Here is a 13368-nt window from a genome sequence, read left to right as displayed (position 1 = left end):
GTTCCATTTTAGAGATTTGTTTAAGATAAGATATAACTCATTGAGATGTGTCATAGTATTCGTCGTTAGAAAACAATTATTGTGACATTATTTCAATGAGTTATCTATTTTTGTCGTGTACAGAGATCATGGTTGTAAATTCAAAGGTATTGATCAATCACCTGAATATGCTTTTGCAGCGACCCGGTATTCTTTTGCATAATCAGCTGAGCTGCATCATTTAAAGCCCGCGCTTTCGCAGTATTTTGAATGATCTCAACCAATGCACTGGCCGCCTGCTCAAAATCCTGCACAACCACAACCGCATCAGCTGCTACAAATTCATCCACAATGGTTTGAAAATTAAAATAATGCTGACCTAATACTGTCGGGACATGCAGCGCGATAGGCTCCAAAATATTATGTCCACCGCCCGGTTCATTTAAAGAACCACCGACAAAACACGCCTGACTCAGTGCCAGCCAAAGCCATAATTCGCCCATACTATCCGCCAAATATACTTGTGTTTCAGGCTGAATCGTTTGCTTTAAACTGCGGCGCTGTGTGCGTAAATTCAGTTTCTGCGCTTCTACAAAAACGTCATCAAAGCGTTCAGGATGCCGTGGTACGACGATACATAACAGCTCAGGCTGTTGTTGCAAAATCGGCTGCAGCGCTGCGAGTAGTTTTTGTTCTTCTGGCGCATGCGTACTGGCAATGGTAATGATTTTACGCTCTTGCAAACCCCAATCTTGACGCAACTGCGCTGCTTGTTGCACAAAGCTATCGGGCGCATGAATATCAAATTTGATACTTCCCACGACCTGACTGGTATGCGGGTTTGCACCCAACTCAATAAATCGCGCTAAAGTTGCCTGATCTTGCGCCAATAATTGTTTCAAACTCTTTAGCATCGGCTGCGTCAAACTCGGGACTTTGCCATAACCCTTCGCAGATTTTTCAGATAATCTGGCATTAATCAATAAACACGGAACGTTGGCCTGATCGGCTTCAATCATCAAATTTGGCCAGAGTTCAGTTTCGACCAGAGCCAACATTTTAGGTTGATATTTTTCGATAAAACGACGGACTAACTTTTTTTGATCTGCCGGCAAATACACGGCCTGAAACAGTGATTCATACGGTGCTTTTAAAAATAATTGTTTCGCACGCGCTTGTCCGGTTTTGGTGGTATTGGTGACTAAGACCGGATGACCTGCTTTGAGATAATGTTCAATCAGCGGCTGTGCAGCGTTGGTTTCTCCTACGGAAACCACATGAAACCAAATTGCATTGCGGTTTTTAACCGGCTGAAATGGCCCAAAGCGCTCAAGACACTCTTGCTGATATAGTTGGAGATCTTCAGCACGTTTTTTGATGCGCCATTGATATAGCGGTTTAATCAGCGCCAAAGCTGCGTTATACCAAAAAGGAGTAGTCAAATTATTACGCTCAAAAACGGTTTGAATCGGCAGAATATATCAGAGCATTATCCACATGTTAATGGATAATGCGTATTCAAGTGTCGATTAATAGGTTGAACGACCTGAACCAAATTTATTTTTCATGCTTGGATAATCAATATAACCTTCGGCAACATCTGTCCCAATCATATTTTCCAACTGCAATTCATTTAGTGCAGCATTCGCTAGCAAACGTTCAAACAAATCTGGATTGGCAATATAGGCTTTACCAAAAGACACCGCATCGGCTTTACCTGAGGCCAATAAATCAACAGCATCTTCACGGCTTAAACGCATATTGGCAATGTACGGCACTCCATTTGAGCGCTGTTTCAGATAGTCACTAATACTGTCATCCGCCAGATATTCACGGGTAAAGAAGAATGCAATCTTCCGTTGCCCCAACTGCTCTAAAGCATAGCCAAAGGTTTCACGTGGATCATGATCGCCCATATCGTGTTCATCACCACGCGGCGCAAGATGTACACCTACACGACCTGCACCCCACACTTCGATCAGCGCATCCACCACTTCAAGCAATAAACGTGCGCGGTTTTCGACAGAACCACCATACTCATCTTCACGTAAATTGGTTTTGCTTTGTAGGAATTGATCGATCAAATAACCATTGGCCGCATGCAATTCCACACCATCAAAACCCGCTTCTTTGGCTTTGATCGCAGACTGTTTGTATTGTTCTACAATGCTTTTGATTTCTGCAATCTCTAATGGACGTGGCACGACATATTCGCGTTTTGGGCGAAGCAGACTGACATAACCTGCCTGTTGTACCGCACTGGCAGACACTGGTGTATCACCATCCAAAAGATCTGGATGTGAGACACGTCCGACATGCCACAATTGCGCCACAATTAAACCTTGCTGTTCATGTACGGCTTGGGTCACCAGTTTCCAGCCTTGAACTTGAGCATCGGTAAATAAACCCGGCGTCTGCAAATAGCCATTAGCGGCTTCTGAAATGACTGTTGCTTCTGAAATGATTAATCCTGCACTTGCACGCTGTGCATAATATTCAGCCATCATCGGCGTTGGAACACGGTCAATGGTTGCACGACTACGGGTTAGTGGCGCCATTACAACGCGATTTTTGAGGTGTAAATCACCCAAAATGAGAGGAGTATTAAGTTCAGCCATATATGTCTCGCCTGACACTTCAAATGCGAAAAATGATTTAAAGTGAGTTCTGCAGATAATCGATATATTGCTGAATGAGTTCTTCATTGCGTGAGAAATACGACCATTGACCATATTTCTCGGCTTGAATTAAGCCCGCCTGTTGTAACACAGACAAATGATTAGACATCGTAGACTGCGAAACATTACCGAGTTTTTCGATATTGCCAGCGCATACACCACGATTAAAGCCGCCACATTGTTCTTCTGACAAAAACTGTTCTGGTGTTTTCAACCATTCCAAGATTTGACGTCGAGTCGGATTGGCAAGTGCTTTAAAAATTAAATCAATATCCATAATTTAAACGGGTTTAATTAAATAAAAATTTGGACAACAAAGTTCTATTCAGCATCTTGAATACACTATATCGTATTTTTTCGATTTTTATATCGATTTTTTTAGATATATTGATCAAGAACAGATAGAACTTTGTTTTCTATATAAATTTAAATTACAAACCTTGTTTGAGGCTGGCTTCAATAAACTTATCTAAATCACCATCAAGTACTGCGCCGGTGTTTGAACTTTCCACACTGGTACGTAAGTCTTTAATACGCGAGTCATCTAAAACGTATGAACGAATTTGGCTGCCCCAACCGATATCTGACTTGGTGTCTTCCAACGCTTGTGCCGCATCATTACGTTTTTGCATTTCAAGTTCGTACAATTTTGCACGTAACTGTTTCCATGCATGGTCACGGTTGGCGTGCTGTGAACGTTGGTTCTGACATGCCACCACAATCCCTGTTGGAGCGTGAGTTAAACGTACCGCAGAGTCTGTTTTGTTAATGTGCTGACCACCCGCACCAGATGCACGATAGGTATCAGTACGTACATCAGCAGGATTGATTTCAATTTCAATATTGTCATCAATTTCAGGCGATACAAAAACCGCTGAGAATGAAGTATGACGACGGTTACCCGAATCAAAAGGTGACTTACGGACTAAACGATGTACGCCAGATTCTGTACGTAACCAACCATATGCATACTCACCTTCTACACGAATGGTTGCAGACTTGATCCCTGCCACATCACCATCAGACTCTTCCATCACTTCTGCTTTAAAGCCATGACGTTCAATCCAACGGAGATACATACGCAGTAACATTGATGCCCAATCCTGTGCTTCAGTACCGCCAGAACCTGCTTGAATTTCGACATAGCATGGGTTCGGGTCCATCGGATTACTGAACATACGACGGAATTCTAATTTCGCAAGTTCTGCTTCCGCTGAAGTTAACTCTGCTTGAACATCCGCAAGTAAGCTTTCTTCTTCTGCTTCAACCGCAAGATCCAGCATCGCTTGGGCATCTTCTAGTTGGGTTGAAAGCCCTTCGAGCACGTTAATGACGTTTTCGAGTTCACCTTTTTCTTTTGCCATTGCTTGTGCACGGCTTTGATCATTCCAAATTGCTGGGTCTTCCAGCTCACGTAGAACCTCTTCTAAACGCTCTTTTTTCAGATCGTAGTCAAAGATACCCCCGTAATGTTTGACCACGGTCGTTTAAGTCTTTTAGCTGTAATAGATACGGATTAATTTCCACGTGAATTACTCTCAATCAAAAAATTTGGCTTAAATAGCCGCCTATTATATCACAGAGCATTTGCACAGTTTCAGCCAGATTGATCATCCAAATCATTGACTTCAATGCACATAATATGAACAATACGCTCGCATTACTATTTATTACATTTTTTTTACAACAATAATGTTTCGAGGGTTTTATGAAAAAGACATTACTTGCACTAGGGTTAGCTGTTATCACTTCATCAACTTTTGCTTATGATGGTCAAGTTGATGGCGGTTTTACTTATACAGATTGGGACAATGACATCGTAGATTCAAACGGATTGTTCAACTTACAAGGCACGTTATATTTAGACTCAGTAAACCCTAAAAATGGCCCATTAAACGAAGCTGCATTTTTAGGCCATAACAGCAATATTTATGCTAAATATAGCTATCAATATTTAGATACAAAAACAGTTGATGTATCAGATTATTTTCCTGTTTCAGGTCCGCTTGCAGGCAAAGCAGAATATGACAGCCACCATATTTCATTAGGTGCTGAATACTTCTTTGAACAATTCTACTTTAATGGTGAATTAGGCTACAAAGAAGAAAAAGCTGAAGTAAAAGTTGCTGGCATTTCAGCAAGCGAGGACTATGATTCAACAACATACCGCGCATTAGTAGGTTATTTACCTGTCTCTAACCTTTTACTTGCTGTTGGTATTGATGGCTATCAAGGCGACAATGATGAAGACGAAGACAACCGTTTTGCTGTTAAAGCAAAATATGTTGCGCCTTTGAACAATGGTCAATACATCAACCTAGAGGCAGATGGCGCTTTTGGTGATTTAGACTCTGTTACGATTGGTGCAGACTACTACTTCGACCAAGCTTTTAGCATTGGTGCATCTTACAACATCGAAGATGATGGTGATGAAGACACGGATTACTTCGCTATCCGTTCAAAATACTTCCTTAACCCGAACCTAGCAATCGGTGGTCAAGTTGGTTTTGGTGATGACGTTCAAGCGTTCAACATCAATGCAACTTTACGTTTCTAATTTCGTTTGAATTAGGAATGTGCATTAAAAAAGCACCTCAAATTTGAGGTGCTTTTTTCTTTTCGATGTAATATTTACTTTAAAAAAAGTCCAGTTGTTGACCAAATAATCTACAAATTCATAATATCTACACAGTTTTAATAAAACAAAACATTAATAATAATTATATATTTTTCAATATCTTAAATAATTAAAATTACATAAAATTACCGAATACACAGTTCTGCAACTTTGCAGCGATTGACCATCTTTAAAAATTCTCTAGACTAAAACTTGTAACAAAAAATGTATTAAATTTAGCCAAACAATTTAGAGGGGTAGTTTCCATGAAAAAACTCGCAATTGCTTCAGCACTTCTTTCTGCACTTGCTATTACAGGTACAGCTCATGCTTATCAAGCAGAAGTAGGCGCTTCAGCTGGTTACATCGACCCAGATAATGGAAGCTCTGGCAGTGAATTTGGTGTAAACGGTACTTATTACTTCAACCCTGTTCAAACGCGTAACGCTCCTCTTGCAGAAGCTGCATTCTTAAACCGTGCAAGTAACGTAAATGCACACGCAACTTTCGCTGATCGTGGCAATGTTGACGACAATACTTATGGCGTTGGTATCGAATACTTCGTACCAAACTCAGATTTCTATGTATCTGGTGATGTAAGCCGTAATAATGTCGAAGTTGACACTCCATTCGGCACAGTAGACAATGATACAACTTATTATGCAGCTGAAGTGGGTTACCTTCCTGCACCTGGTTTCTTAGTTGCTGCCGGTCTAAAAGGTTGGGACAATGACGATGACGACGGTGTAGATCCAACTTTACGTGCTAAATACGTAACAACTTTAAGCAATGGTAAAGACATCAACCTTGAAGCGGGTGCAGCATTCGGTGATCTAGATGAATTCAATCTAGCAGCGGATTACTTCATCGACAAAACATTCAGTGTTGGTGCTGACTACTACAACAACGATGTCACTGATCGTAACGAAGTAGGGATCAATGCACGTAAATTCTTCAACCAACAAGTGAGCCTTGAAGGTCGTGTTGGTTTCGGTGAAGTTGGCAACAATGACTACAATTCATTTGGTGTAGCAGCGAAATACCGCTTCTAATCCATTGAAGTCAAAACCATAAAAAAAACCGCTCTTCTGAGCGGTTTTTTATTTGCCTGTAAAAATAGAATTTATTGAGCCAAGTGTAGAACTCTCAATTGAACACTGACATTTCCTCTAAATTCATTTTTATCGAGTTCGTAGACCAAGCGGATTTGATCTTGCATAGGATTAAATTCATATTTTTCTGCCGCATTAAATGCAATTGCGTCCACCATTAAGCCATTATCTAAAGCAAGTTTTAATTTCAGATGCACATCTTTCAACCAACGATAATCTAAAACTTTAAATAGGCCTTCATAGACCGGTGCAGGGAATTTTTGTCCCCATGGACTTAAATTTTGCAAAAGATCGACGGTTTCGACATTAATGGCCGAATCGGGCAATTCGCCATCTGTCCAAATAGTGGCCTGAAATAAACTTTCATCTTGCGCAGCGATGAGTGCTTCAAAAGCGGTTTTAAATTCAGAAAAATGCTGCTTTTGAATGGTTAGTCCTGCTGCGGCTGCATGCCCGCCAAAATGACTCACCAAATGCGGATGTAATTCAGCAATACGCTCAATACTGTCTCGAATATGAATACCTTCGATAGAACGCGCAGAGCCTTTAATATGTACGCCATCCTCATCTGCGGCAAAGACGATTGCAGGTCTATGAAATTGTTCTTTCAAACGCCCTGCAACAATCCCAATCACCCCTTGATGCCAATGCTGTTCAAACATGATCAAGGCTGCAGGTAAGTTATCCTGATCAAGCTGAATATGTTCTAACTCAGCCAGAGCTTCCTGTTTAATCTGCCCTTCGACTTGGCGTCTTTCAATATTGAGTTGATTCAACTGCTGCGCAATCGGATAAGCCGTACTTAAATCTGCCGCAATCAGACACTCAATCCCAATATCCATAGTCTCCATACGCCCAGCTGCATTGAGTCGTGGGCCGACCACAAAGCCCAAGTCCTGTGCTTTTAACTGTGCAGGATCACGACCGGCAATATCCAATAATGCACTGATCCCTGGACGACATAGCCCTTGCTGAATCCGCTTCAAACCAGCATCAATTAAGATCCGATTATTCAGATCTAGACTTGCAACATCGGCATAAGTGCCTAAGGCCACCAAGTCCAAATATTGGCTGAGATTGGCTGTGGATTTAGCATTTTTTTTGCGCATACTGGCCAAATTGGCCAACACATAAAATGCAACACCTACGCCAGCCAAGGCTTTACTTGGAAATTCACATCCCAATTGATTGGGATTCACCACCGCTTCTGCTTGTGGTGTTTCCTTCGTAGTCAGGTGATGGTCTGTAATGATCACCTGCATACCATGCGCCTGTGCCTGTGCTACACCAGCATGGCTCGAAATACCATTATCGACTGTAATCAGCACATCTGGGGTAAAACTCACGAAGGCTAAATCAGCAATGGCGGGTGTCAGGCCATAACCATACTTAAAGCGGTCTGGAACCAGATATTCAACATCCGCGCCCATATCACGCAGTGCCAAGACCATCAATGCAGTACTGGTTGCACCATCGGCATCATAGTCGCCTACAATGACAATTTTTTTATGTGCATCAATGGCTTGGTCGATCAACTCTATAGCTTGCTGCATGCCTTTTAAGGTCGGGGCATGTAAATGCTTGAGCTTCAATTCCAGTTCTTGTGCGGAAGAAACCCCGCGACGTGCCAATAAGTCCGCAATAAACGGCGCAACGCCCTGAATATCTTCAGGGCGCGTCAAATAGGGTCTTTGTTGAATTAAAAGTTTAGACATTTATGGCATCAGTCGCTGTAGAACCCATTGACCATCCTGTTGTTCATAACTCAAGCGGTCATGTAAACGATTCGGACGGCCTTGCCAAAATTCATAATAATCCGGAACTAAACGATAGCCACCCCAAAACTCAGGTTTCGCCAATACGTCTTTGCTTTCCACTTGATCATGCAAATTTTGGAATCGCTGTTGTAATTCTTCACGACTGGCGATAACACCACTTTGTGGGGTGCTAATGTGCGCTGCAATTTGGCTATCACGCGGTCGCTTATGGTAATAATCCGTAGATTCTTCTAGAGATATCTTTTCCACACGACCACTGACCCGAATTTGACGTTCCTGCTCTTGCCAATAAAACAATAACTCTGCATAAGGATTATTGAGCAGATCATTACCTTTTTGACTGTCATAGTTGGTGTAGAAGTCATAACCTGAATGGGTTGCTCCACGCAACAAGACCGTCCGCACGTGCGGACGACCTTGGGCATTTGCCGTCGCCAATGACATGGCATAGGGTTCATGCAATTGTGCTGCTAAGGCATGGTTAAACCATAATAAAAACTGCTCATGTGGATCATGGTTCACCTGATCTTCATGCAACTCACCTTTTTGATAAGTTAAACGCAGTTCACTTAAGTCCTTAATCACATCATTCATGCAATTTCCCCTCTTGATTTAAGCTGCATTGGCACGAACAGCATCGGCCAAATGATTTGCCAACGCGGTGACTTCTTCAAGGTCATTACCTTCAACCATGACACGAATGACCGGTTCTGTGCCTGATTTACGAATCAAGATGCGACCACGCCCTTTAAGCTGAGCTTCAGCTTTTTCAAATTCAGACACCAAAGCTGGTACAGCATACGGGTCAAACATCGCTGCAAGGCGTACATTCACTAATACGTTTGGCAATAATTCAAAACCTTCCACTAATTCATGTAAAGCTTTACCTTGCTCAACCATCACTGTTAACACCTGAAGTGAAGCAATGATCGCATCACCTGTGGTGCTCTTGTCCAAAGTCAAGATATGACCTGATGGCTCACCACCCGTTACCCAACCCTTTTCTTCGAGGCCTTGTAATACATAGCGGTCACCAACTTTGGCACGAAGCAACGGCACTTTCGCTTGATCTAAAGCAATTTCAAGCGCCATATTGCTCATCACGGTACCCACGATACCCGCAGGTTTTTGACTCGCTTGAGTGGCTAAAATATAGAGAATATGGTCACCAGTAATTTGCTGACCGTTTTTATCGACCATAATCACGCGGTCAGCATCACCGTCAAAGGCAATCCCTAAATCCGCCTGATGTTCAACAACTGCTTTTTGTAAAAACTCAGGATGCGTCGAACCACAGTCTTTATTGATATTCAAACCATCCGGTTCGTTAAACAGCGCAATTACTTTTGCACCGAGTTCACGATATACCGAAGGACCGACGCTATAGGCTGCACCATTGGCACAGTCCACCACAATTTTTAAGCCTGTCAGGTCAAAATGGTACGGGAAGGTTGATTTACAAAACTCGATATAACGACCATTGGCATCTTTTACACGCACACTTTTACCTAAGTTTGCAGGGTCTTCGATCACCAAGTCATTTTCAAGTTCTTTGTTTATGGCTTCTTGAATTTCATCCGGCAATTTTTTACCTTCGCTCGAGAAGAACTTAATGCCATTATCAAAATACGGATTATGCGACGCCGAGATCACGATGCCTAAGCTGGCATGTAATGCACGGGTTAAATGGGCAATTGCGGGTGTAGGTAATGGACCCAACAAGTGAACATAAACACCTGCTGCGTTTAAACCGGCTTGTAATGCTGACTCTAAAATATAGCCCGATAATCGGGTATCTTTACCTAGTACAACGATGGGCTTTGCTTTTTTACTGTATTGTTTTAATACTTTACCTGCGGCAAATCCTAGTTTTAATGCAAATTCAGGGGTAATAGGCAATTCACCGAATTTGCCACGAATGCCATCTGTACCAAAATAACTCATGTTGTACTCACTTCTTAATGGTGATCTTAATCATCACTTTTTACTGTAAATACTTTACACCAAAAACAAAAAGGCCGTCATATTAATGACGGCCTTTTCGGCTAAAAGCTACTAAATATCAACCAACACGGTAGTTTGGTGCTTCTTTAGTAATAGTCACGTCATGTACGTGAGATTCAGACATACCTGCCGCAGTAATTTTGACAAACTGTGCATTTTTACGTAAGTCATCGATCACCGCAGAACCGGTATAACCCATAGATGAACGTAAACCACCCATCATTTGATGAACGATGTTACCCATTGGGCCTTTGTACGGTACGCGACCTTCAATACCTTCTGGTACAAGTTTTTCAGCACCGGCTTTTGAGTCTTGGAAATAACGGTCAGCAGAACCTGTTGCACCTGCCATCGCACCCAATGAACCCATACCACGATAAGCTTTGTAGTAACGACCTTGGAAGAATTCAACTTCGCCTGGTGCTTCTTCAGTACCCGCCATCAATGAACCTACCATGATGGTACTCGCACCTGCACCAATCGCTTTTGCCATATCACCAGAGAAACGGATACCACCGTCTGCGATCAATGGAATTTGGTCTTTCAGTGCATTGGCAACGCTGTCAATCGCAGAGATTTGCGGCATACCAATACCAGCAACGATACGTGTAGTACAGATTGAACCTGGGCCAATACCCACTTTCACTGCATCTGCGCCAGCATCTAATAATGCAAGAGCTGCATCACCAGTCGCGATGTTACCGCCAATCACTTGAACTTGTGGATAGTTGGCTTTAACCCAACGTACACGTTCAATTACACCTGCAGAGTGACCATGTGCAGTATCAACAACAATCGCATCAACACCCGCTTCTACCAATGCTTCTACACGGCTTGGTGTTTCTGCACCTGTACCAACTGCAGCACCAACGCGTAAACGACCTAAGTCATCTTTGCAGCTGTTTGGATAGTTTTCAGCTTTACGGAAATCAGTAACCGTGATTAAACCTTTCAGTTCGTTGTTGTCATTTACAACAAGGACTTTTTCAATACGGTGTTTTTGAAGTAATGCTTGGATATTTTCTTTTGATTCGTTTTCACGAACAGTCACCAAACGATCATGGCCTGTCATGATGTTACTAACAGGTTGCTCAAGATTGGTTTCAAAACGAGTGTCACGACCAGTAACAATACCCACCACTTGACCGTCTTTCACCACTGGTACACCGCTGATATTATTTGCTTGAGTTAAAGCAATCAGCTCACGTACAGTCGTTTCTGGTGTAACGGTAATTGGGTCTTTCACCATACCTGCTTCAAATTTTTTCACGCGGCGAACTTCTGCAGCTTGTGCAGCAATATCCATGTTTTTATGCAGGATACCGATACCACCGTTTTGCGCCATTGCAATCGCCATACGTGATTCAGTCACAGTATCCATTGCAGCAGAAACAAGTGGAATATTCAAATTGATGCCACGTGTGAAACGTGTCTTAAGAGAGACATCTTTTGGGAGAACAGTAGAATAGGCAGGGAGTAATAAGACATCATCAAAGGTTAGGGCTTCTTGAACGATGGTCAACATAACAGTCTCGCTGGTAATTTCCGTGAGCCATTATATACAAATTTCCGTTCAATTTTCATTTTAATTGCGGCAATTCTTTACAGAGTTTTCAATATTAACCATCGAATATGCTGTTTTCAGCAAGAATACACTGAGGGTTAGTCAGCAACTTGTTCAATACAGGCAGAATCCGAAGATTCTACCTCTTAGATTTCAATAAATTTATTCTGGAAATAAAGCCTTAACTGACTTGATCGAAATCTTCGTCATTTTCAGCGTCATGCAGTGGAATACTGATCAATGGAATCATTTGATGCGCGATGCGTGCTTTATTACATTGCTCATCGGCGATTTGAACTTCTTTACAAGATGAACTACGTGCCTCATACATGTTACAACTCACCTGTTTGCCTACTTCTCCACCCAAAGCAATACAACGTGGATTTGCCTGATTCGTACCCACCATACATGAATACACCGATGTCACAGGTTCCGTATAATGTTCAGGCATATTTAGCCCTTCTGCCCAATAAAAAGAAACGCGATAGTGGGCACAACATGCTCCACACCTTAAACATGCATCCTGAGTCGGTATTTGAGACAACATTTTTATCTATTCTCGTCATCTAAAAGCTTATTTTATGAACGAAAAATACTAAAAAATGTTATCTGCAAACTCAATTGTTTTTTGAAATTTTCAAGTCATTATACTGGGCAAGTAAAAACTGTCTCATCCATTAAATCGACACCACATTGTAAGGTTTCGATCCAATCTAAGAATTGATTGATCTGTTCTTTACCAATAAATGGCGTCCCGTGCTGCGGTACGATCATTTCCACATCCATCGTCCGTACCATGTTGACCCACAGACGGATCACTTTGTTTGAACACATATAGCGCTGATGGAAGCCTTTCATTTTAGGAATATGAGCGGCAAAATTTTCTAAAGGTTTAGAGGCATCATCCACCATAGATGCGCCCATATCCCCTGAGAATAAAATTTTGGCAATCGGGTCATAAAATTGGAAGTTACCAACCGAATGTAGGAAGTGTGCAGGAACAGCCACCAAATGGCTGTTGCCTAATGGAATCACCTGCCCATGATCTGGCAGTTCGATCAGACGATCCAACCAGTTGCCTTTCATCCGGTCACTCATAAATGCAGAGTTTAAATGCGGTAAGAAACGCGCCCACAGCTTAGATGCCACCACTTTGGCGTCAGTATAAACCAACCAACGTGGCATCGAGGTAATAATGTCTGGGTCCTGATGCGAGGCCATCACATAGTCAAGATTGGTCAAACGGGTATATTTATTCAGTTCCATAGTCAGTGGGACATAAGTCAAGTCACCACCTGGATCAAGCACCGCTGCGCGCTCATTATCCAAAATCAGGAACTGGTTCGCCTGTACGCCCTCGCCTTTTACCAAACTGGTAAAGCTAATACATTTATGCTTTCCATCATCATAAAGTACCTGTGATGTTGTGCGTTCGAAAGCCATTCCCATTCCCCAAATTTTTTATCAAAAAATATATATTCTATAGGTGAATAACATATATTTATTTAGGGAAACTTACAATAAATATTCAGTCAATATTATCTGAAATATCAGTGAATTGGGTCTCATTTATTGGCAAAGAATCCTGAGTTTTTAACTCAGGATTTCATGTATTTTTAATATGGTGAGATCATTA

Annotated in this window: 12 protein-coding genes; 2 read left to right on the top strand and 10 right to left on the bottom strand. The window is 42.0% G+C overall.

Features of this window, described 5'->3' with window-relative positions; translation table 11 throughout:
* Positions 1-140: 140 nt before the first annotated feature.
* From FTT85_RS13780 to prfB, 4 genes are all read right to left on the bottom strand, one after another.
* Positions 141-1421, bottom strand: a complete 1281-nt coding sequence (locus FTT85_RS13780; RefSeq protein ID WP_180183780.1) for a 3-deoxy-D-manno-octulosonic acid transferase — start codon at positions 1419-1421, stop codon at positions 141-143.
* A gap of 87 nt (positions 1422-1508) precedes the next feature.
* Positions 1509-2597: an alkene reductase gene (locus FTT85_RS13775; protein WP_180084429.1), complete on the bottom strand. Its 1089-nt coding sequence runs from the start codon at positions 2595-2597 to the stop codon at positions 1509-1511.
* A gap of 37 nt (positions 2598-2634) precedes the next feature.
* Complete coding sequence (locus tag FTT85_RS13770; protein ID WP_078190555.1) at positions 2635-2934, bottom strand: helix-turn-helix transcriptional regulator; 300 nt, start codon at positions 2932-2934, stop codon at positions 2635-2637.
* A gap of 154 nt (positions 2935-3088) precedes the next feature.
* Positions 3089-4184, bottom strand: a protein-coding gene (gene prfB / locus FTT85_RS13765) for a peptide chain release factor 2 (protein WP_111884474.1) whose coding sequence is annotated in 2 segments (ribosomal slippage) — positions 3089-4111 and positions 4113-4184 — 1095 coding nt in all. Because the reading frame shifts where the segments join, the coding sequence is not laid out codon by codon here.
* 181 nt (positions 4185-4365) lie between these two features.
* Here prfB and FTT85_RS13760 point away from each other — a divergent pair.
* The gene (locus FTT85_RS13760; protein ID WP_180116813.1) at positions 4366-5214 is read left to right on the top strand and encodes a putative porin; all 849 of its coding nucleotides are present in this window, start codon (positions 4366-4368) and stop codon (positions 5212-5214) included.
* A 326-nt stretch (positions 5215-5540) separates the two neighbouring features.
* Positions 5541-6326 carry a putative porin gene (locus tag FTT85_RS13755; RefSeq protein ID WP_180041702.1) on the top strand — a complete coding sequence of 262 codons (786 nt, stop codon included), beginning with the start codon at positions 5541-5543 and terminating at the stop codon, positions 6324-6326.
* A gap of 71 nt (positions 6327-6397) precedes the next feature.
* Here FTT85_RS13755 and recJ read toward each other — a convergent pair whose 3' ends face one another.
* The 6 genes from recJ to FTT85_RS13725 all read right to left on the bottom strand — a co-directional run bounded on the left by recJ (position 6398) and on the right by FTT85_RS13725 (position 13175).
* Positions 6398-8101 carry a single-stranded-DNA-specific exonuclease RecJ gene (gene recJ, locus FTT85_RS13750; RefSeq protein ID WP_180008780.1) on the bottom strand — a complete coding sequence of 568 codons (1704 nt, stop codon included), beginning with the start codon at positions 8099-8101 and terminating at the stop codon, positions 6398-6400.
* Positions 8102-8758, bottom strand: coding sequence for a pyridoxamine 5'-phosphate oxidase (gene pdxH, locus FTT85_RS13745; protein ID WP_180183779.1), 657 nt, complete (start codon positions 8756-8758; stop codon positions 8102-8104).
* Positions 8759-8776: 18 nt separating this feature from the next.
* Positions 8777-10108 carry a phosphoglucosamine mutase gene (glmM, locus tag FTT85_RS13740; RefSeq protein WP_111884469.1) on the bottom strand — a complete coding sequence of 444 codons (1332 nt, stop codon included), beginning with the start codon at positions 10106-10108 and terminating at the stop codon, positions 8777-8779.
* A 118-nt stretch (positions 10109-10226) separates the two neighbouring features.
* Positions 10227-11693 (bottom strand): IMP dehydrogenase, encoded by a 1467-nt coding sequence (gene guaB, locus FTT85_RS13735; protein ID WP_078190562.1) that lies wholly within the window; start codon positions 11691-11693, stop codon positions 10227-10229.
* Positions 11694-11913: 220 nt separating this feature from the next.
* A complete protein-coding gene (locus FTT85_RS13730) occupies positions 11914-12279 on the bottom strand; it encodes a YkgJ family cysteine cluster protein (RefSeq protein ID WP_180084433.1) in 366 nt (121 codons plus the stop codon).
* A 98-nt stretch (positions 12280-12377) separates the two neighbouring features.
* Complete coding sequence (locus tag FTT85_RS13725; RefSeq protein WP_078190564.1) at positions 12378-13175, bottom strand: MBL fold metallo-hydrolase; 798 nt, start codon at positions 13173-13175, stop codon at positions 12378-12380.
* Positions 13176-13368: the final 193 nt, after the last annotated feature.

It is taken from the genome of Acinetobacter sp. YH01020 (genome assembly GCF_013420275.1).
Taxonomy (GTDB): Bacteria; Pseudomonadota; Gammaproteobacteria; order Pseudomonadales; family Moraxellaceae; genus Acinetobacter; species Acinetobacter amyesii.
The sequence above is the reverse complement of the archived record's forward strand: the minus strand, read 5'-3'. Positions and strand labels throughout refer to the sequence as shown.

Bases quoted from the DNA above. Each gene is read 5' to 3' on its own strand.
- guaB (WP_078190562.1), bottom strand. From the start codon at position 11,693: ATGTTGACCATCGTTCAAGAAGCCCTAACCTTTGATGATGTCTTATTA.
- pdxH (WP_180183779.1), bottom strand. From the start codon at position 8,758: ATGAATGATGTGATTAAGGACTTAAGTGAACTGCGTTTAACTTATCAA.
- FTT85_RS13775 (WP_180084429.1), bottom strand. From the start codon at position 2,597: ATGGCTGAACTTAATACTCCTCTCATTTTGGGTGATTTACACCTCAAA.
- FTT85_RS13760 (WP_180116813.1), top strand. From the start codon at position 4,366: ATGAAAAAGACATTACTTGCACTAGGGTTAGCTGTTATCACTTCATCA.
- recJ (WP_180008780.1), bottom strand. From the start codon at position 8,101: ATGTCTAAACTTTTAATTCAACAAAGACCCTATTTGACGCGCCCTGAA.
- FTT85_RS13770 (WP_078190555.1), bottom strand. From the start codon at position 2,934: ATGGATATTGATTTAATTTTTAAAGCACTTGCCAATCCGACTCGACGT.
- FTT85_RS13755 (WP_180041702.1), top strand. From the start codon at position 5,541: ATGAAAAAACTCGCAATTGCTTCAGCACTTCTTTCTGCACTTGCTATT.
- glmM (WP_111884469.1), bottom strand. From the start codon at position 10,108: ATGAGTTATTTTGGTACAGATGGCATTCGTGGCAAATTCGGTGAATTG.
- FTT85_RS13730 (WP_180084433.1), bottom strand. From the start codon at position 12,279: ATGTTGTCTCAAATACCGACTCAGGATGCATGTTTAAGGTGTGGAGCA.
- FTT85_RS13725 (WP_078190564.1), bottom strand. From the start codon at position 13,175: ATGGCTTTCGAACGCACAACATCACAGGTACTTTATGATGATGGAAAG.